The sequence below is a fragment of the Streptococcus sp. A23 genome (assembly GCF_043674155.1).
GTDB classification, from domain to species: Bacteria; Bacillota; Bacilli; order Lactobacillales; family Streptococcaceae; genus Streptococcus; species Streptococcus suis_V.
On record NZ_JBIMJP010000001.1, the window covers coordinates 111289 to 131687 of the forward strand.

Sequence of the window (20399 nt, forward strand, 5' to 3'; positions counted from 1 at the left end):
AAAACAACTTCTGCGGAGGTTGTTTTTTGCTTGTCAAAAAATATATAATGGATATAGAAAAGTTGTGTAACCGATTGCAGATTCATTCGTTAGATTAGTGAAGGGAGGGGAGCAGTATCAAACTAGATGATTATGAAAAAGAAGTCATTGCTATAGCTGAGGAAATTTCCTACTATCTGCAACAGTCAGGCGCCAATCCTTCAGATAGCCAGGATATTGCCCAGGATGTTCTGGTCAAAATTCTCACCTCCGATATTGTCCTTCCTTTCGAGAAACTCAGGGCCTGGCTCTATCGATCGGCTGTCCGAGCTTACATTGACAAATACAGGCGGGACAAACATTATCATGACATCTTACAGAAGGAATTTTTCCACCAAAATGGTTGGACAAAATTTGACGACAGGTCTTATGAGCCGCTCTATCGGGCAATAGCAGAGCTGCCGAGCAAGTATCAGCTAGTCTTGGACCTCTACTATTTTCAGGAGATGACAACCAAGGAGATTGCCAAAATTTTAGGTCAATCTCAAAGCTTAGTTAAAATCAATCTCCACAGAGGGCGGAAACAATTGGCCAAGACCTTGACAGAAAAGGGGTATCACTATGAAGACTTTTGAAATTGTAACCAAGAAGAGTAGAAGGAAACACCTGCTAAAAACAATCAGCTTATCCCTGCTCATTGGTTTTGTTTTTCTTTTTATTGGTTCTTGGATGGTTAAAATGATTTACGGTGCACGCATTAATAGCGAGCGAGAACGGTACAATTTGCTGACAGAAATCGCCTATCCCAACATTCGCCATGACGGGATAAAAATACAAGAAACGGGATTTCTTTCAGGTAAAATCTACTATAATTTGAGCAAGGATATAGCTGGTGTCCCTATTTCTTTTGGTCAAAGGGAAGTCTACTTTACCCTCTTTAGTATGCACTATGACCCTACTCAGAACTCCCCAGGGGCTAGTTTAGATTTTCTCTATGATTATTCAAGCAATACCAAGCTTCCCACTTTTACGGAATGGGGAGAAAAGAATCAGCTCAAATATCTTAAGGACATGGACGGTCAGCTGGTAGAAGTTGCCATTCGATTTGATAAGAAGTACACACTGGGTCAGATTAAGCAGATGATTCCAGAAAATCTTAAGCAAAATTGGTACTGGATTGGGACCTGTCACAGGGACCGTACCTTGGTGACCCCGGATGAGCTGTTCGGCTTCAAAGAGCAGAGTCTGAGAAGTTTTCCAGCTGATATTCCAGCAGAACACCAGGTGGAGTTTAAGTCTGGTATTCAGATGATGAAGGAATATATTGAACTCTCAAAAAAAGATAAGGGAAGTTTTGACCGATTTCCTCTCAATGATGTAGAAGACTACATTGCTAAATTCGGCGATACAGACTTCACCAAGCAGGAGGAAATTGACAAGCTAGAATTTGCTGGTGTCATCCTGACAGGACCGGCCGAAAACTTTGTTTCCTTAGAAAATCAAACTTGGATTGCATCCTCAAGCATCGGTGCTTCCATCCAAAATCAGCCCTATTATCAGCTCTACATGGAATAAATCACAAAAAAAATAGAAAATGCTTGCATTTCTGCTACAATTTGATAGAATAGTAAGGTAAAGTTAGACCGTATTGCCTACTGTCTATCTATAAAATATATTTTATTGGAGGCTTTTACCAAAATGGCAAAAGAAAAATACGATCGTAGTAAACCCCACGTTAACATTGGTACAATTGGACACGTTGACCACGGTAAAACTACTTTGACAGCAGCTATCACAACTGTATTGGCACGTCGCTTGCCTTCATCAGTTAACCAACCTAAAGACTATGCGTCTATCGATGCTGCTCCAGAAGAGCGCGAGCGCGGTATCACTATCAACACTGCACACGTTGAGTACGAAACTGAAAAACGTCACTATGCTCACATCGACGCTCCAGGACACGCGGACTACGTTAAAAACATGATCACTGGTGCTGCTCAGATGGACGGTGCGATCCTTGTAGTAGCTTCAACTGACGGTCCAATGCCACAAACTCGTGAGCACATCCTTCTTTCACGTCAGGTTGGTGTTAAACACCTTATCGTCTTCATGAACAAAGTTGACTTGGTTGACGATGAAGAATTGCTTGAGTTGGTTGAAATGGAAATCCGTGACCTTCTTTCAGAATACGATTTCCCAGGTGATGATCTTCCAGTTATCCAAGGTTCAGCTCTTAAAGCTCTTGAAGGTGACTCTAAGTACGAAGACATCGTTATGGAATTGATGAACACTGTTGATGAGTACATTCCAGAACCAGAACGCGACACTGACAAACCATTGTTGCTTCCAGTCGAGGACGTATTCTCAATTACTGGTCGTGGTACTGTAGCTTCAGGACGTATCGACCGTGGTACAGTTCGTGTCAACGACGAGATCGAAATCGTTGGTCTTCAAGAAGAAAAATCTAAAGCAGTTGTTACTGGTGTTGAAATGTTCCGTAAACAACTTGACGAAGGTCTTGCCGGCGATAACGTTGGTGTGCTTCTTCGTGGTGTACAACGTGACGAAATCGAACGTGGTCAAGTTATCTCTAAACCAGGTTCTATCAACCCACACACTAAATTCAAAGGTGAAGTTTACATCCTTACTAAAGAAGAAGGTGGACGTCACACTCCATTCTTCGACAACTACCGTCCACAGTTCTACTTCCGTACAACTGACGTAACTGGTTCAATCAAATTGCCAGAAGGTACTGAAATGGTAATGCCTGGTGATAACGTAACTATCGACGTTGAATTGATCCACCCAATCGCCGTTGAACAAGGTACTACTTTCTCTATCCGTGAAGGTGGACGTACTGTTGGTTCAGGTATGGTTACAGAAATCGAAGCTTAATTCGATTACGTTCCCAGATATAACAATTATAGTCAGACAACTTAATTGTAAACTCTCTGTCTCTGGCAGGGAGTTTTTCTGTATGCTTTCATAAAAGGCATGAAATACTTTAATCTTCCATGACTTTGTGATATAATGAACCTTGTACAATAAAAATAGAAGAGGTATGTGAAATGTCACGTAAACCAATCATTGCCGGTAACTGGAAAATGAACAAAAATCCTCAAGAAGCACAAGCTTTCGTTGAGGCGATTGCAGGTAAATTGCCTGCTGGCGATAAAATCGAAGCAGCTATCGCAGCTCCAGCTGTTGATTTGAACGCACTTTTGTGGTTCGCAAAAGATTCTGAATTGAAAGTTGCTGCTCAAAACTGCTACTTTGAAGATGCTGGTGCCTTCACTGGTGAAACATCTCCAAAAGTATTGGCTGAAATGGGTGTTAACTATGTGGTTATTGGTCACTCAGAACGTCGTGATTACTTCCATGAAACAGATGAAGACATCAACAAGAAAGCACACGCTATCTTCCGTAATGGTTTGACACCAATCATCTGCTGTGGTGAGTCACTTGAAACATACGAAGCTGGTAAAGCAGTAGAATTTGTAGGTGCTCAAGTTTCTGCAGCTTTGAAAGACTTGACTGCTGAACAGGTAGCATCACTTGTGATTGCTTATGAGCCAATCTGGGCAATCGGTACTGGTAAATCAGCTACTAAAGACGACGCACAAAACATGTGTAAAGCAGTTCGTGATGTTGTTGTTGCTGATTTCGGTCAAGAAGTTGCAGACAAGGTTCGCGTTCAGTACGGTGGATCTGTAAACCCATCAAACGTTGCTGAATACATGGCTTGTCCAGACGTTGACGGTGCCCTTGTTGGTGGTGCTTCACTTGAAGCAGAAAGCTTCTTGGCATTATTAAATTTTTAATAAAATAAAAAATAGGATTTCCTACGACGTGATGGTGGGAAATCCTATTTTTATTATTTGGGTGTAATGTTGAATTTTCTTCGTAGAGAATTTGCCTTCGTCCCAAGAATATCATCAAGAATCTGTGATCTTAGAGTTAGGTAGCCGTAAGTAAGAACACCAATACCAGATAAGAGCACTAGTTTAATCAACATGGTTAGTTTTCCAGTACCGATTAGGAATAAATCCAGACCAATTCTCCCAAGGAAGACAAGTGTTCCCATTAGGATTGTGGCAAATAGAACTTGGATAAGGTGTTTTATGAGTAGGCTTTGATCAAGTCCCACCAACTGGTGGATACGGCGATACATAAGAATGATGGCGGTTAAGGTAGCCAAACTAGTTGCTGCAAGTGGACCATTTGAATGAAATAGGTAGATGAATGGAATCTGTAAAATAAGTTTTACGATGAAACCAATAAGGAAGTAACTAATCGCTCGTTTGCCTTCGAAAAATGCTAATAGAGTTGGTGATAAAAGTCCATACACGGATAAGAATAATGTCTGAATTAGTGCATGGTTGAATAATTGCAGGGCGATCGATTCCGGTTGGGAATAGAAAATAGTATACAGTTCATTTGAAAGGAGCAGGGCACCAGTAAGAGCTGGGATGATGAATAGATTCATCAATTTTATATTGTGTTGCAATAAACTAGCAGAAGCTTCGTGATCTTTTTTCAAGAAATTAGCTGTTAAAAGTGGGATGCTAATACCACCTATTGAATTGACAATTGAAATTAATATCATGACAATTTTATTGGGATTGGCCGACATATATGAGTAGAGAACCATTAACCGTTTGACATCAAAGTTTGTTACGGATTCCATCACTCGTATATAGGTCATTTGATCAATCAACTGGTAGGCTTGGATAGCAGATCCGATAATGATAAATGGAATAGCTTCTTTAAAGGTTTCAATTACTAAGGATGTAACATCAATTTCCAATGTGGACGATTTTGGTTTTTTTAGAAGGTGAAAAAGTCCTTCTTTTTTTAGGAAATAAAGCAATACGATAACACTGGCGACCATACCAATAAATGCTGCCAAAGTCGATTGCATAACGGCAACCTTGTAGTCTCCATTGCCCACCTGCATAATCATATACGTCGTCAATAACATCCAGATGACACGAATGATTTGCTCCCAAATTTGACTAAGAGCATTTGGTTTCAAATTGGCATAGCCCTGAAATATCCCACGAATCGTTGACATTGCTGGGAATACAAGGACTGAAAGGCATAAACTATGGAGAATTGGGACTAAATCGTGTCCGAGTCCCATACCTTCAGATAATAGTGGAGAAGTGAAGTACATCAAGGTGGAAAAGAAGAGGCCAGAGACAACCATTAGTTTCAAAAAGCCATTTATCAATGCTGCAATTGTTTCGGTTTGATTCTGTACACTGTAGCGCGCAATTTGTTTAGAAAGCGCGACATTGATACCTGATGTTGAAAAAAGTAGGATGGTTGCATAAATATTATAACCCATGGAAAAGAGGGCATTTGCTTCATTTGCAAATTGGCCCATCCAATAATACCATGGAATAATATACAGTGCTCCGAGTAATCTGCTAATGAAATCACTGATTGTGGACCAAAAAGTTCCACGAAGCATTTGATCTTTTTGTGTAAGTTGTTTTTGTGTTTGTGACATGTGTTTTCTCAAAATTTCTACTAGGGGTTACAAGCGTCGCAATAGTTTTTTGATCAATCGATAGAATTGATACTTATAGGGTCTAGGCAAGTAAGTAAAAACACCAGGTGTTCTCATGATATAGCCATTAAAATTCTGTTTAAAACGTAGGACGCCGTCTTTACCGTCAAACTGACCGCTAAAACAAAGAAAATTATACGTTTGGCAACCGCGTTTTATGGCTTCCAACATGACGAATTCTTGTAAAAGGGAAGGTGCAGGAAAATGACAAAATTCAGGAGAGGATCCGCTATGTAAATAGTAGGCTTCCTTGTCGAGATAAGCGAAAAGTCCTACTGCTAGTGGGGTCACTCCATTTCCATGTTTCTCAATAATACGATTGACCTCTTCAATAGTTTCTTTGATTTTACGAAGTTGCTCGTTAAGATTAGCTAGTTTACTTTTTTGTTTTTTTCCGGTTGGGGTAGCACCAAAATCAGATATGATTTGGTTTTGGTGCTGCTCATAGTCTGCTTTTTCGTTTAATAATATGTTGAGGTATTCTTGAAAATCGATTGAGGCGCTTAGGAATGAGGCATCTTCTCCGAAGGCATCAAAAATACAGTGGTAATACTCTAGATCCTTGTCTAAAAAGCCGTTTCGTTCGGCTGTTTCATTAGTGATCGCTTTAAAAAGTTCTAACCGTTCTTTTGGCAATTTTTCAATCTGAATTCCCATCCCTCTAGCTTTTTTTACTAGCTGTTGACCGTTTTTGTTAAAGGAAGGCAGCAGGGTTTTAGAATCAAGTTGAGAAAGGTCCTTAAGGTAGTACCAATCGCCACTATCAAATCCTCTCTGCAAACCCGAGTGTGTGTAACCAATGCTAGTCAGTTGTTCGATGAAGAGATCATTTGGTTCAGAAGTTGGTGTACCTTGACTGTCAAAGTATTGATATGGGATATGGGGTTTGACAACCAATTCAATCACATTGTTTGTTTTTGCAAAATCCTGGAGTTGTTTAAAAAAATCGTGCAAGTAGGCGCTGTCGGTTACAATGGGACCATTGTGTAGCTCCATTCGATAGCCACCTGCAATTGGCTGACTGTACACAATCGCAGAAATCTATATCTCCTTTTCGACTACGTAGGCAAGAATTTGTACCGTATATCCCCTTTTCCGTAAATGAGTCGCCATTTGGGGTGATTGTTCGTAAAATTGACGATTCGCTTTTTTGATATGTTCCTGGAACAATTCGTCAGTTATTAGCTCTAAAGACATAGGAGTCCTCCTAGATTTATCAATATCGACCTAAAACTTTCTTGACAACTTGAATGAGACTGTGCTTAAGTGGATTTGGATAGTACATGAATACTCCGGGTGTACGTTTAATATAGCCGTTAAAATTCTGCTTAAATCGTAGCACACCATCGCTTCCATCAAAATGTCCACTTATCCCTAAGAAGTTATAGGACTGGCATCCGCGCTTGATAGCTTCAAGCATTACATGTTCTTGAAGTATTGCTGGCGCATAGAATTTATTAAATTCAGGATAGGAACCACTATTGAGATAGTAGGCTTCCTTTTTTAGGTAGACAAAAAGGCTTGCACAAAGTGGGACATCTTGTTGCCCATATTTTTCTATCATGTTTCGTGCTTCTTCTTTACGGATTTCAAATGTTTCATACTGACTCTTGAGTTCGCGTAATTGATTTTGCTTTTTTTCTGAAGTTGGATTTTGGAGCAGGTCAACTTGGAGTTGATCAATCTTACCTGATAGTCCCTCTTGTTCTCGAGCCAAATTGTCTAAATAGTTCTTGAAATTCAAGCTAGCGACAAGAAACTCTGCCTTATCACCGAAACTATCATATAGGTACTCATAATATTCTAACGGTTTGTCATTAAAATCTCGTCTATCGGAAGTTGCAACTGTTATTTTTTGGAAAAGTGCCAATTGATCCCGCTCTAACTTACGGATGGAGATGCCAAATGTTTTAGCTTTCTTTATGAGTGGCTTCCCTTTCTTACTAAAAGATTGAAATAGATTTTCTTGAGTTAGACCGGTCAGATCTTTGATGTAGTACCAATCCCCTGTAGAATAGCCGACATGTAATCCTTGATGATGGTATCCAATAGAGGTTAATTGGTCAATGATGGTATGATTGATGTCCGTAGTTGGATTGCCATTGGTATCAAATTCCTGTAGGGATTGGTAGGGTTTTACCTTGAGTTCAATAGCCTGCATTTTTTTTGCGAAGTGTTGTAATCCCTTATAAAAATCCTGAAGATAGGTTTCATCAGTACAAATAGGTCCATTGTGAAGTTCCATATGGAGTCCACCAGCAATTGGAGTGCTAAATAAGATAGCGGATACTTTCAAATCTCCTTCTACTTCATAACCTAGGATGGTCACTTCATAGCCCCGCTTTTTTAACAGACTGGCCATTTCTGGAGATTGCTCAAAAAGTTGGGATTTTGCTTGATCAATGTGGGCTTGAAATTCTTGTTCAGTGATTACTCTTAATGTCATAGTTTTCCTTTATTTTCTGCCTAAAATAGTTTTTAAGGAGCGAATGAGTTTATATTTTATAGGATGTGGGTAGTAACGAAAGGTTCCCATTTTTCGTACGATTGTCCCATTAAAGTTTTGTTTGAAACGGAGAACGCCATCGGAGCCATCAAATTCTCCACGAATGCCTAAAAGGTTGTAGAAAGGGATATTTTTATCTAGGGCTTTTCGCATAGCGAATTCTTGAAGGGCAACAGGGGCATAAAAAGCATTGAATTCTGTCAGTGAACCGCTGAAGAGATAGACAAGTTCATGGTCGGTATAGACGAAAAGGCTGGCTGCTAGATCGATATCAGCTTCGCCATACTGGTCAATCCATTTCAAGGCTTCTTCTTTGCGGGTTTCAAAGCTCATTACCTGGCTGGTCAACTCGCGGTGCTCGTTTTGTTTTTTTCTAGAATTTGAATTCTTATCTAGTTCTTCTTGGACAGCATCCAATTTTTGTTGGACCTGCTTTTGGCTATCTTCCAAGTGTTGGAGATAGACGCGGAAGTTAATGCTAGCCATAGTGAAGGCAGCCTTTTCGCCAAAGGCATCGAAAAAGTCTTGGTAATAGTCTAGAGATTTATCTGGATATTCTCTTCTTTCTGAGGTGGCGGAAGTGATGGCTTTGAATCGTTCCAGTTGGTCTCTGTCCAACTCACGGATCGTTAGTCCAAAACTATTGGTTTTCTTGACGAGTGTTTTTCCTTTCTTACTAAAGGACGCAAACAAGCTATCTTGAGTCAAGGTTGACAGGTCTTTTACATAGTGCCAGTCTGGTTCTCCTCCTGGATAACCTGTCAAAAGTCCGTCGTGTAAGAATCCGTTGTCGGTCAAGTCTTTGATACGATCTGGCTGTTCAGGCCCAGTAGCCTTTCCGTCGCTGTCAAAGGTTTGGTAGCTGTCATAGGGTTTGACTAAGACTTGCAAGGCACCGCGTTCTTTGGCATAGGTTTTGAGCAAGCGGTAGAAGTGGTGCAAGTATGCCGGGTCTTGGCAAACAGGTCCAGAATTAATTTCCAGATGGAGGCCACCGGTCATCGGAATTGCATAGATAATAGCAGATACAAGAGTTTGCCCTTTGTCAGTCAGGCCGATATAGCGAACATCCATGCCACGTCTTCTTAGGAGTTCAGCCATCTCCTCCGTTTGCATGAATGAACGCTGTGAAACTTGATTGGCATGTTTCTGATAATCTACTAAATTCAGTTCAATTAGCTGCATTAGTGTCGGTTCCTTAATTGTTTTCGGATTGTATAGGCGGTGGTTGTTAATTTGTAGAGGAAGCGATTTACTGGGACGGTAAATTCCCCAAGATACTCTTCAATGAGAGGGTTGAATTTTGATTTATAACTAAAGAGTCCACCATCTAGTTGGTTTTCAATCCCTCCCATATTTTGCCATGAGGCACCGCGATTAAACGCCTGTCTTGCTGTTTCATACCAAGTCAGAATGGCAGGTTGGTAACGGCGGTATTCTTCATCCATTCCAGCATAGAGATTGTCAGAAGTTGGGCCAAAATCAACTGAAAGTGTTGCAGCAAGAGAGGCAAGGTGATGCCCCTCAGCTAATTTCTTTTCCAGGAAAGCCAGTTCTTCTAATGTTTTTTCTGTATCTTCCCTATTTTGGGATCGCTTACCTGGCTTAGTCTTTTCTGTAAATTTAAGAGCTTCCTGTGTCAATTTCTCTTTTTGAGCAAGGAGTGTGCTATAACGTTTATCTAAATCCAACTGCGTAATGGTTATAAAGGAATGTTCTGGATAGGTTGTCAGTATTTTTTCATAATAGGCTTTATCTCTCAAAGAGATTGATTTGCGTTTCTCAGTTTTTTTCATGAGTGCAGCAAATTCATCTAGCCATTCGACGCCCCCAACTTGAACTACAAGTCCTTTATTCAAGGATGTGCGAATGGTTTGGCGTGTGCTTTTCGACAGAGTTTCGTCGGAAAAGTAGTCCCTGTGGATATTAGCTTGAAAACGGGGTTGGATACTTTGTGCCATATCCTGAGTCCGTCCTGTCCATTCAGCGCCTGCCTTTTGGAGAATGGCTAGTTGTGCAAGGGTTGTAGGGTTTTCTTCAACTTCTTGTCCAATTTTGTACTGTTTGAGTAGGAGGGCTGGGTCAAATTTAATGAAGAGGGCTCGCTTGATTTTGCCGAATTTTTTTAGAGAAGCAAGGACAAATTGAACCAAGTCTTGGTTTGAGTAGTCCATAATCGGACCACGTGGAATATAGAGCATGCTAAGGCCAGCAGGTAAGGGGCGGATTAGGACAGAAGCAACGGCCACTAAACTGTCATCTTGGTAGAATCCCAAGCGCTCATTTCCCCAGTTGTCCTTAATCTTTGCCCAGGAGCTGCTTTGCAGGAGGTTGACCTGTTCATGGATTTTTACAAATTGATCGTGTTCCTCGGCGGAGATGCCGATTTTATATGTAAACATTAGTCTAATACCCACTCTCTAAGGGCGTAGGCAACGCCCGATTCGTCATTTGATTTGGTAATGTACTTGGCGATTTTTTTCAATTCGGAATTGCCATTTTCCATGACAACAGGACTGCCAACCACCTCTAGCATAGAGCGGTCGTTTTCCTGGTCGCCGATGGCCATGGTCTGATCCATAGTCAGGCCTAATTTAGCAGCCAGCTGAATAATGGCCTGGCCCTTATTGACTGTCTTAGGTGTGATTTCTAAGTAAAATGGGGCTGATTTTGCGACATTGTACTTATCTGTCAGGTTGCTAGGTAGTTGTGGAATAGCAGCATCTAGTACTTCAGCCTCATCGACCATCATGCATTTGATTATTTCCTTGCCCACCATTTCCTCTGAGGTTCTATAAAAGACCGGCGAGCTCACCAACATGGCCTCATAGACAGTGTACTTGCCGATATTGCGGTTAGCAGTGTACATGCCTTCCTTGGTGCTTGCATGCATAGGCAAGTTGAGCTTGCGGGCAGCCAGTTCAATATCCAAATAATCATCGTATGAAAGCGTGTCTTTGACAATATCCTCGCCGGTAGCTGCATCCTGGACTAAGCCACCGTTGAAGGTGATTACGTAATCACCAGCCTCTGTCAGGTTGAGCTGGTCTAGGATTGCACGGACACCAGAAATAGGTCGTCCTGTGGCGATAACAATTTTGACACCTGCTTTTTTAGCATCCTGAATAGCCTGGAAGACCTCAGGTGTGATTTCGTGTTGGCTGTTTAAGAGGGTGCCGTCGATGTCGATAGCAACTAGTTTAATGGTCATGTTGGTCTCCAATTACAAATTGATCATTGTGAACATGGCTGATAAATGCCGCTGTTTGCTGGGAGAAAATCCCAGACTCATCCAGCATTTCCTTGGGGAAATAGAAACGGCTGTCGCCATGGATGGTTCCAGATAGGGCAGCGACGATAGGAGAGAGGGCAGATAGTTCTACCAAAATCTCATCCTTGCGGTGGATTTCAATCTGGGTCCGTTTTTTCTCGGCATTGGGCCTGTAGATATCGTAAGGCAGGTCAAAATTATGGTGGATAGCTGTATAGTATTCGGGGTCAAAGCCGACATCGGCCACCAGGCTGCGAAGAGAGTCTAATTGAGCCTCTTGCTCGGCCTTAAAGGTAATGGACTTGAAGACCTTACGATTGATATAGCGCTGGGCCAGGTCCGACAAAATGCGGTCTGGTCCGTCAACCCAAGACTGGAAGTAGGTATTCATAACCCCGTCGTCCAAGGACAAGTAGTCTGCTAGGGTAATGCGATGTTCGAAAAATGGCAGCAGTCGTGGTGAGGTTCTGGCAAAGAAATCCTGCTCGCTAGTATAGAGCAATTTAGCACGGTTGAGCAGGTTTTGCAGCAGGACCTCCATAGAGCGGCTGGCTGGGTGGAAGTAGACCTGCATATACATCTGGTAACGGCTGAGGACATAGTCTTCCACCGCATGCATCCCCGACTCCTTAAAGGCAATGCCATTTTCAGTCGGACGAATAACTCGGAGAATGCGGGTCAAATCGAATTCCCCATAGTTGGTTCCTGTAAAGTAGGAATCCCGAAGGAGGTAGTCCATTCTGTCCACATCAATCTGGCTGGAAATCAACTGGACCACCTGTTTATTGGGATAGGTATGGTTAATGACGCTGGCGACTTTATCTGGAAAATCAGGGGATACCTGCCTCAGAATGCTGTTTATTTCTGTTTCTGGACTGCTAATGATGGCGCAGGTCATTTCCTCGTGGTCGGTATCAAAGAGGCGCTCAAAAGTGTGGGAATAAGCCCCGTGGCCCACATCATGCAAGAGAGCAGCCACCATGGTCAGTAGAGAATCAGACGGGTCCCAGAGTTCGGCATACTTGTCTTCAAATTTTTGGGTAATCCGTCTGGCAATTTCATAGGCACCGAGACAGTGGGAAAAACGGCTGTGCTCACCACCATGGAAGGTATAGGAAGTGGTTCCCAATTGCTTGATGCGGCGCAGTCGTTGAAATTCCTTGCTGTTAATTAGTTTGTAGATAAGTTCATGGTCCACATGGACGTAGTTATGAACCGGATCACGAAAAACTTTTTCAATCATAACCTTCATTATAGCAAAAAAATAGATTTTTTTCTTCAATTTGAGACACTACAAGGATATTGAGATGTACCCCGGTGCAGTTTTTGAGTATAATGGAGGAATGACAGATCAACTTATTTTGCGTGCCATTCAGTTCTTGCTGATGAGCTTGATTATTTACATGCTTTATTTGATTTTTTCCCATATCTGCAAGCATAAAATATCTATAACAGACCGTTTTTGGACAGGGTTTGGTATTGGCTTTGTGACGGACTTGTTGGATACCTTGGGGATTGGAACCTTTGCGACGACCACCAGTCTCCTCAAGGCGACCAAAATCATCCAGGACGACCGGAAAATTCCAGCAACTATGACCACGGCCCACATTATTCCAATTTTGATAGAGTCCTTGATTTTCATCACTATTGTTGAGGTGGAAATGACCACCCTAGTACCTCTCGCTATAGCAGCCTTTGCTGGAGCCTCGGTTGGTGCACGGGTGAGTCAAGATTGGGATACCCGCAAGGTTCAGCGTGTCTTGGGGATTTTGTTGCTAGTGGCGGCGGGCATCATGGTCTATCGTATGATAACTAATCCTGGTGCTGACCTAGATAACGCCGTTCGCGGTTTGATGGGCTGGAAATTGTTGGTCGGCATCATCTTTGACTTTTTCATTGGCATGTTGCTTAGCATGGGCCTTGGAAATTATGCACCGGAATTGATTTTCTTTTCCCTGATGGGTATCAGTCCAGCAGTAGCTCTGCCTGTTATGATGCTCAATGCGGCAGTCATGTTATCAGCAGGTGCACGACAATTTATTCAGTCTGGTCGTGTCAATTGGCCAGGCGTTCCAGGAATTATCCTGGGAGGAGTGCTTGGCGTTCTGACAGCGGCCTTCTTCCTGTCCAATCTCGATATAAATAAGCTGAAAGTGCTGGTTGTTTTCATCGCAGCCTATACAGGCCTCATGTTGCTCCGCTCATCCTTTATCAAAAATGCCAAACAGGAGAAAGTATATGCAGATTCGCTTGAGAAATGAAATTGACCTGGACGGTCAGCTAGAAGTGGTAGATCAGGTCTTTCCGGTAGATGTCAAGGAAAAAGACGGTTCCCTCTATCTGCTCTATACCAATGATGAGAAGGAAAAAGTAGCGATTAAATGTGGTGAGGCCGAGCTAACCATGACGCGCTTTTCCAATCCCAAGTCCATTATGCGCTTTCTGGCGGATGGTGAGGCTATCGTGACCATTCCCACGCCCATGGGTATCCAGCATTTTGTGACCCATACCAAAGGCTACCAGCTAGATAGGGAAAATCAATCGGTTTTACTGGCTTACGATTTGAAGGGACTAGAGAACCAGCTACTCTTTGCTTCCTATCAAATGGAAATTTCTTGGAAATAAAACGTTTTCAAGTGTAAATCTATTTGACCTGTCAAAAAATTTTGGTATAATAGAGGATAAATCGAGGGAGTAGCTAACGGACTTGTCCGTGATAGTGTCGTCAATCCGAAAATCGTTTCCGGCACTATCTTAAATAGCGAGACTTGTTTTAATAAAACAGGTCTCTTTTTTATTTCTTTAAGTAAAAAGGGGATCGAAAAGGAGAAAAACAGTGTCAAAAGAACAAAAACGCGATTTGTTTTATACTCAAAGCGAAGAGCAAGTATTGTCTAGCTTAGGTTCATCCTTGGACGGTTTGACCAGCGACGAAGCTGGTAAGCGTCTGGGAGAATATGGTCGTAACGAATTGGATGAGGGTGAAAAACGTACCCTTCTGGCTAAATTCCTAGACCAGTTCAAGGACTTGATGATTATCATCTTGATCGGTGCAGCTATTCTTACAGTTATCACTGAAGGTTCACACGGTTTGACAGATGCCATCATCATCTTGGCCGTTGTTATCCTCAACGCAGCCTTCGGTGTTTACCAAGAAGGTCAAGCTGAGGCAGCCATCGAAGCTCTTAAAAACATGTCTAGCCCAGTGGCGCGTGTCCTTCGCGATAACCATGTCACTGAGGTGGATTCAAAAGAATTGGTTCCAGGTGATATCGTCTTGCTCGAAGCAGGTGATGTCGTTCCAGCTGATATGCGTTTGTTGGAAGCTAACTCCCTCAAAATCGAAGAAGCCGCTCTTACTGGTGAATCTGTTCCTGTTGATAAGGACTTGAGTGTTGAATTGGCAGAAGATGCGCCAATCGGTGACCGTGTCAATATGGCCTACCAAAACTCAAACGTGACCTACGGTCGCGGTCTTGGTGTGGTAACCAACACAGGTATGTTTACTGAGGTTGGTCACATTGCGGGCATGTTGGCAAATGCTGATGAGACAGACACACCACTTAAGCAAAACTTGCACCAATTGTCTAAGGTCTTGACCTACGCCGTTTTGATTATTGCAGTTATCACCATGTTGGTATCTGTATTTGTCCGTGGTGAAGGTATTTTGCCAGCCCTTATGACATCCGTTGCCCTTGCGGTTGCGGCAATTCCAGAAGGTTTGCCAGCTATTGTTACTGTTGTCCTCTCGCTTGGCACCCAAGTATTGGCTAAACGGAATTCTATTATCCGTAAGTTGCCAGCGGTTGAAACACTTGGTTCAACAGAAATCATCGCATCAGATAAGACTGGTACCTTGACCATGAACCAAATGACCGTAGAAAAAGTCTACACAAATGGTCAATTGGTGGATGCAAGCGAAGCAATCGATGCATCAAACACGACTCTTCGTGTTATGAACTTCGCCAACGATACAAAGGTTGACCCAACTGGTAAATTGATTGGTGACCCAACTGAAACTGCTCTTGTTCAATTTGGTTTGGACAAATCCTTCGATGTTCGTGAAGTTTTGGCTAGCGAGCCACGTGTGGCTGAATTGCCATTTGACTCAACACGTAAATTGATGTCTACCATTCACCAACAAGCTGCAGGCAATTTCTTTGTAGCGGTAAAAGGTGCACCAGATCAGTTGCTCAAACGTGTGACTCAGATCGAAGAAAATGGTACTATCCGTCCGATTACAGATGCGGACAAGGATGCTATTCTTGCAACCAACAAATCACTTGCTAAGCAAGCTCTTCGTGTCCTCATGATGGCTTACAAGTATGTGGATGCTATCCCAGAATTGGAATCTGAAATTGTGGAAAATGACCTTGTCTTCTCAGGTTTGGTTGGTATGATTGACCCTGAGCGTCCAGAGGCTGCTGAGGCGGTTCGTGTCGCGAAAGAAGCGGGTATCCGTCCAATCATGATTACCGGTGACCACCAAGATACAGCTGAGGCTATTGCTAAGCGTCTTGGTATCATCGATGAAAACGATACAGAGGACCACGTATTTACAGGTGCTGAGCTAAACGAATTGACAGACGAAGAGTTCCAAAAAGTCTTCAAGCAATATTCAGTTTATGCGCGTGTGTCTCCAGAGCACAAGGTTCGTATCGTTAAGGCTTGGCAGAATGACGGTAAGGTTGTTGCCATGACTGGTGACGGTGTAAACGATGCACCATCGCTTAAGACAGCCGACATCGGTATCGGTATGGGTATCACAGGTACGGAAGTTTCAAAAGGTGCCTCTGATATGGTCCTTGCAGATGATAACTTTGCAACTATCATCGTAGCGGTTGAAGAAGGGCGTAAAGTCTTCTCAAACATCCAAAAAACGATTCAGTATCTTTTGTCAGCTAACACTGCTGAGGTATTGTGTATCTTCCTTGCAACCCTCTTTGGTTGGGACGTTTTGGAACCGGTTCACCTTCTTTGGATTAACTTGGTAACAGATACACTTCCAGCTATCGCCCTTGGTGTTGAACCTGCTGAGCCAGGTGTTATGCAGCACAAACCTCGTGGTCGTAACTCAAGCTTCTTCTCAGGTGGTGTTCTCAGCTCTGTCATCTACCAAGGTATTTTGCAAGCTGCCCTTGTATTGGGCGTGTACTGGTTTGCCTTAGTATTCCCAGAGCATGCAACCTATGAAGAAATCCACGCTGATGCCCTCACAATGGCTTACTTGACACTTGGTCTGATCCAATTGGTACATGCCTTCAACGTGAAGTCTGTTTACCAATCCATCTTTACCGTTGGACCATTCAAGAACAAGCTCTTCAACTGGTCTATCGTTGCTGCCTTCTTGCTCTTGATGGTTACTATTGTTGTTCCAGCTATTAGCAAATTCTTCCGCGTGGCAGTATTGACTCCAACCCAATGGCTTGTAGCTATCGTTGGTTCAATTCTCATGGTGGTGATTGTTGAGATTGTTAAATTTGTTCAACGCAAGATAGGCTTGGATGAAAAAGCTATCTGATTTGAATAGAATGAGCTAACTCAGGAAACTGGGTTAGTTTTTTTGTTGAAGTTGGCATAAGGGAGTGGTAAACTAGAGGAAAGGAGTTTTTATGAATTACCCACAAACCTATGTTTTGAACAACAGCTCGTCTTTCCCTAGTGAAAAATTGCCCCTCTTGCAGCAGGAACTGGCTGGTCTTGACGATTCAGCTCTCAATGCTTTGATGATGGTACCCTTGAAGAATCCTCTGGTGGCTCTCTTGTTGGCTATTTTCTTTGGTGAATTGGGAGTGGACCGTTTTTATGTTGGAAATAAGGAATTAGGATTTCTCAAGCTGGCTGCCATGGGCATTACCTTTGTCCTTATGTTTGTCTTGGTTGGTTTTCTACTTCTGCCTTTGATTTACCTCTGGAAACTAATCGACTGCTTTTTGATTATGAAGGCTTGTAAGGAGGCCAATTACCAGCGTCTGATGAAACAGATTTATGAATTTAAGGCCTTTCAAGAAGGGCATCATATTTAGCGAAACTCGGTCTGACCGGGTTTTCTTTCTTTACAGGTGTGGAAAGTTTGAGCTGATTTTGTCACAGAAGTGTCATTTTTGAACCTTCTATTTGTGGTATAATGATAGAGCTTGTGTTCACAGATGGACACTTTTATATCAGTTAACGGTGAACTCGGGTTTGATATGTAGCTTGAAGGGAGGAGTCATGATGACAAGAAAGATAGCACGAATTTCTTTTATTATCTATCTGCTGGCGCTGATTTGGATCATCGTTTTTAAGATGGATTTGTCCACTTTGTACGGTCGCTATGGCTATGCCAGTCTCAATCTTATTCCTTTTGCTGGGACGGCTGTTTATCATGGTGTTCTGGATTATCCAGAAATCATTTTTAATATTGCCAGCTTTATTCCCTTTGGGTTCTACATGGAAATAATCTTTCGGAAGGCCGAGTGGGAGCGAAATTTAGCTGTCATTCTGCTGGCCAGTCTGGGCTTTGAAGTGGTGCAATACCTGCTCCTGTTGGGGGTGGCAGACATCACGGACCTGCTGGCAAATGGTCTGGGCGGAGCCATTGGGATTAACCTCATGTACCAGGCGACGGCTGTTTGGCGGGAAAAGGCCTACTGGAGAATGACTATTTTTGCTGGCCTGGCTACAATTTTCTTCATTCTTTTAACTTATTTTTATATCTACTAGCTTGAAAAACATATACTAAATTTGTTACAATAGACATAATGACAATCAAAGAAGAAATTATCAAATTGTCCCAAGAAATTGGCATTTCTAAAATTGGCTTCACCACAGCGGATGATTTTGATTATTTGGAAAAATCCCTGAGGGCTGGAGTCGAAGAGGGGCGAACAACAGGTTTTGAGCATAAGAATATTGAGGAACGGATTCGGCCAAGATTAAGTTTAGAATCCGCCAAGACCATTATCTCCATTGCTGTAGCCTATCCACGTCACTTGCCGGTCAAGCCTGTCAAAACCCAGCACAAGCGCGGTAAGATTACACCCAATTCTTGGGGCTTGGATTATCATTATATTCTCCAAGATAAGTTGGAGCGCTTGGCTCGCGGCATCGAACAACTGACCGAGGGCTTGGAATACAAGGCCATGGTAGATACGGGCGCCCTCGTTGATACGGCTGTAGCCAGACGGGCAGGTATTGGCTTTATCGGCAAAAATGGCTTGGTCATCTCCAAGGAATTTGGTTCCTATATGTTTCTTGGGGAATTAGTGACCAATCTGGACATTGAACCCGACCAGCCAGTTGATTATGACTGTGGTGATTGCAACCGCTGCGTTGAGGCCTGTCCGACCTCCTGCCTGATTGGAGATTCGACCATGGATGCGCGACGATGTCTGTCCTTTCAAACTCAGGACAAGGGCATGATGGACTTGGAATTTCGCAAGAAAATCAAGACTGTTATCTACGGTTGCGATATTTGCCAGATTTGTTGTCCTTACAACAAGGGAATTTCCAGTCCCCCTGTAGTAGAAGTGGATCCCGATTTGGCTGAGCCGGAGTTAATTCCCTTTCTGAACTTGTCCAATGGGCAATTCAAGGAAAAATTTGGTATGATTGCGGGCTCTTGGCGGGGGAAAAATATTCTCCAGCGCAATGCTATTATTGCACTGGCAAATGCAAATGACCGCTCTGCCATTCCCAAACTGATTGAAATCATTGATAAGAAGCAAAATCCGATCCACATGGCGACAGCGATTTGGGCTCTGAGCCAGCTGGTTAAGCAACCCAATCAGGAGCTGGTAGACTTTATCGCAAGTCTGACTTCTGATCATGAGGATGTGCGTGCGGAGCAGGCTGCTTTCTTAGAACTGGTGAAATCTAGGCAACTATGATATAATGAAAAGATAAAATTTTGAACGAGGTACTTATGGATACAGCAGAAATTCGCCAAAAGCTGGAAGAGCTTGGCAACAAATTAACATCATTTAGGAGGTCTCTTTGACTTAGAAGGTCTGGAAGAAGAGATTGCCATTCTTGAGAATAAGATGACGGAGCCAGATTTTTGGAATGATAATTTGGCGGCTCAGAAAACCTCTCAAGAATTAAATGAACTGAAAAATACCTATGGAAATTTCCATCAGATGATTGACCTCTACGACGAGGCTGAAATTCTCTTGGATTTCCTAGCGGAGGATGAGTCGGTTCGTGAAGAATTGGTTGAAAAATTGGCGGAGCTAGACAAGCTCATGACCAGCTACGAGATGACCTTGCTCCTGTCTGAGCCCTATGACCACAACAATGCCATCTTGGAAATCCATCCGGGCTCTGGTGGAACAGAAGCACAGGATTGGGGTGAGATGCTCTTGCGCATGTACCAGCGTTATGGTAATGCCAAAGGTTTTACAGTCGAAACGCTGGATTATCAAGCGGGTGACGAGGCTGGTATCAAGTCTGTGACGCTTAGTTTCACAGGACCAAATGCCTACGGGTTGCTTAAGTCAGAAATGGGTGTCCACCGTTTGGTGCGGATTTCTCCCTTTGACTCAGCCAAGCGTCGCCATACCTCCTTCACGTCTGTTGAAGTCATGCCTGAGTTGGACGATACTATTGAAATTGAAATCCGTGATGATGAAGTCAAGATGGATACCTTCCGTTCGGGTGGTGCCGGTGGTCAGAATGTCAACAAGGTGTCGACCGGTGTGCGTTTGACCCACATTCCGACAGGAATTGTGACCCAATCAACCGTGGATCGTACCCAGTATGGCAACCGTGACCGGGCTATGAAACTCCTGCAGGCTAAATTGTATCAATTGGAGCAGGAGAAGAAGGCGGCAGAAGTCGATTCGCTCAAGGGTGACAAGAAAGAAATCACTTGGGGAAGCCAAATTCGTTCTTACGTCTTTACGCCTTATACTATGGTCAAAGACCATCGGACGGGATTTGAAGTGGCTCAAGTCGATAAGGTCATGGATGGAGACATTGAAGGTTTCATCGATGCCTATCTCAAATGGCGGATTAGCTAAGAATACAGAAAGGACTGTCACAGACAGGAAATTCTATGGGAATTTTTAAAAAGAAAAATAGAAGAA

At 42.9% G+C, this 20399-nt stretch carries 18 protein-coding genes; 11 read left to right on the plus strand and 7 right to left on the minus strand.

The genetic code is table 11. The annotated features are described in order from the left end of the window. Window positions 1–116 precede the first annotated feature (116 nt). From ACHBIE_RS00615 to tpiA, 4 genes are all read left to right on the plus strand, one after another. Entirely contained in the window at window positions 117–614 is a 498-nt protein-coding gene (locus ACHBIE_RS00615) for an RNA polymerase sigma factor (protein WP_394732538.1), read from the plus strand. Beyond that, the gene (locus ACHBIE_RS00620) at window positions 601–1554 is read left to right on the plus strand and encodes an anti sigma factor C-terminal domain-containing protein (RefSeq protein ID WP_105123092.1); all 954 of its coding nucleotides are present in this window, start codon (window positions 601–603) and stop codon (window positions 1552–1554) included. Before ACHBIE_RS00615 ends, ACHBIE_RS00620 begins: the two co-directional genes overlap by 14 nt. A gap of 123 nt (window positions 1555–1677) precedes the next feature. Continuing rightward, complete coding sequence (gene tuf / locus ACHBIE_RS00625; protein WP_012775011.1) at window positions 1678–2874, plus strand: elongation factor Tu; 1197 nt, start codon at window positions 1678–1680, stop codon at window positions 2872–2874. Between the two features lie 173 nt (window positions 2875–3047). After that, window positions 3048–3800, plus strand: a complete 753-nt coding sequence (gene tpiA / locus ACHBIE_RS00630) for a triose-phosphate isomerase (RefSeq protein WP_044760247.1) — start codon at window positions 3048–3050, stop codon at window positions 3798–3800. Between the two features lie 53 nt (window positions 3801–3853). On the opposite strand, the gene ACHBIE_RS00635 is transcribed toward tpiA, so the two are convergent. The 7 genes from ACHBIE_RS00635 to ACHBIE_RS00665 all read right to left on the minus strand — a co-directional run bounded on the left by ACHBIE_RS00635 (window position 3854) and on the right by ACHBIE_RS00665 (window position 12574). Beyond that, entirely contained in the window at window positions 3854–5494 is a 1641-nt protein-coding gene (locus tag ACHBIE_RS00635; RefSeq protein ID WP_394732449.1) for an oligosaccharide flippase family protein, read from the minus strand. Between the two features lie 27 nt (window positions 5495–5521). Further along, window positions 5522–6583, minus strand: a complete 1062-nt coding sequence (locus ACHBIE_RS00640) for a peptidoglycan bridge formation glycyltransferase FemA/FemB family protein (RefSeq protein WP_394732450.1) — start codon at window positions 6581–6583, stop codon at window positions 5522–5524. 187 nt (window positions 6584–6770) lie between these two features. Further along, window positions 6771–8000 carry an aminoacyltransferase gene (locus tag ACHBIE_RS00645; RefSeq protein WP_394732451.1) on the minus strand — a complete coding sequence of 410 codons (1230 nt, stop codon included), beginning with the start codon at window positions 7998–8000 and terminating at the stop codon, window positions 6771–6773. A 9-nt stretch (window positions 8001–8009) separates the two neighbouring features. After that, window positions 8010–9245 (minus strand): aminoacyltransferase, encoded by a 1236-nt coding sequence (locus ACHBIE_RS00650; protein WP_105123096.1) that lies wholly within the window; start codon window positions 9243–9245, stop codon window positions 8010–8012. Then, window positions 9245–10462, minus strand: a complete 1218-nt coding sequence (locus tag ACHBIE_RS00655) for an aminoacyltransferase (protein ID WP_172067581.1) — start codon at window positions 10460–10462, stop codon at window positions 9245–9247. The genes ACHBIE_RS00650 and ACHBIE_RS00655 overlap by 1 nt, the downstream gene beginning before the upstream one ends. Beyond that, window positions 10462–11271 carry a sugar-phosphatase gene (gene yidA, locus ACHBIE_RS00660; protein WP_105123098.1) on the minus strand — a complete coding sequence of 270 codons (810 nt, stop codon included), beginning with the start codon at window positions 11269–11271 and terminating at the stop codon, window positions 10462–10464. Before yidA ends, ACHBIE_RS00655 begins: the two co-directional genes overlap by 1 nt. Beyond that, a complete protein-coding gene (locus tag ACHBIE_RS00665) occupies window positions 11261–12574 on the minus strand; it encodes an HD domain-containing protein (protein ID WP_125265770.1) in 1314 nt (437 codons plus the stop codon). Before ACHBIE_RS00665 ends, yidA begins: the two co-directional genes overlap by 11 nt. Window positions 12575–12674: 100 nt before the next feature. On the opposite strand from ACHBIE_RS00665, the gene ACHBIE_RS00670 reads away from it, so the two are divergent. The 7 genes from ACHBIE_RS00670 to prfB all read left to right on the plus strand — a co-directional run bounded on the left by ACHBIE_RS00670 (window position 12675) and on the right by prfB (window position 20333). After that, window positions 12675–13592: a TSUP family transporter gene (locus ACHBIE_RS00670; protein ID WP_394732452.1), complete on the plus strand. Its 918-nt coding sequence runs from the start codon at window positions 12675–12677 to the stop codon at window positions 13590–13592. Beyond that, the gene (locus ACHBIE_RS00675) at window positions 13570–13956 is read left to right on the plus strand and encodes a DUF1934 family protein (RefSeq protein WP_172067583.1); all 387 of its coding nucleotides are present in this window, start codon (window positions 13570–13572) and stop codon (window positions 13954–13956) included. The genes ACHBIE_RS00670 and ACHBIE_RS00675 overlap by 23 nt, the downstream gene beginning before the upstream one ends. 211 nt (window positions 13957–14167) lie before the next feature. Further along, window positions 14168–16852, plus strand: coding sequence for a cation-translocating P-type ATPase (locus ACHBIE_RS00680; RefSeq protein WP_394732453.1), 2685 nt, complete (start codon window positions 14168–14170; stop codon window positions 16850–16852). 91 nt (window positions 16853–16943) lie between these two features. Continuing rightward, the gene (locus ACHBIE_RS00685; protein ID WP_394732454.1) at window positions 16944–17357 is read left to right on the plus strand and encodes a TM2 domain-containing protein; all 414 of its coding nucleotides are present in this window, start codon (window positions 16944–16946) and stop codon (window positions 17355–17357) included. 190 nt (window positions 17358–17547) lie between these two features. Then, entirely contained in the window at window positions 17548–18036 is a 489-nt protein-coding gene (locus ACHBIE_RS00690) for a VanZ family protein (protein ID WP_394732455.1), read from the plus strand. A 38-nt stretch (window positions 18037–18074) separates the two neighbouring features. Then, window positions 18075–19202 (plus strand): tRNA epoxyqueuosine(34) reductase QueG, encoded by a 1128-nt coding sequence (queG, locus tag ACHBIE_RS00695; RefSeq protein WP_394732456.1) that lies wholly within the window; start codon window positions 18075–18077, stop codon window positions 19200–19202. Between the two features lie 35 nt (window positions 19203–19237). After that, window positions 19238–20333, plus strand: a protein-coding gene (prfB, locus tag ACHBIE_RS00700; protein WP_105110303.1) for a peptide chain release factor 2 whose coding sequence is annotated in 2 segments (ribosomal slippage) — window positions 19238–19309 and window positions 19311–20333 — 1095 coding nt in all. Because the reading frame shifts where the segments join, the coding sequence is not laid out codon by codon here. The last annotated feature ends 66 nt before the right edge of the window (window positions 20334–20399 follow it).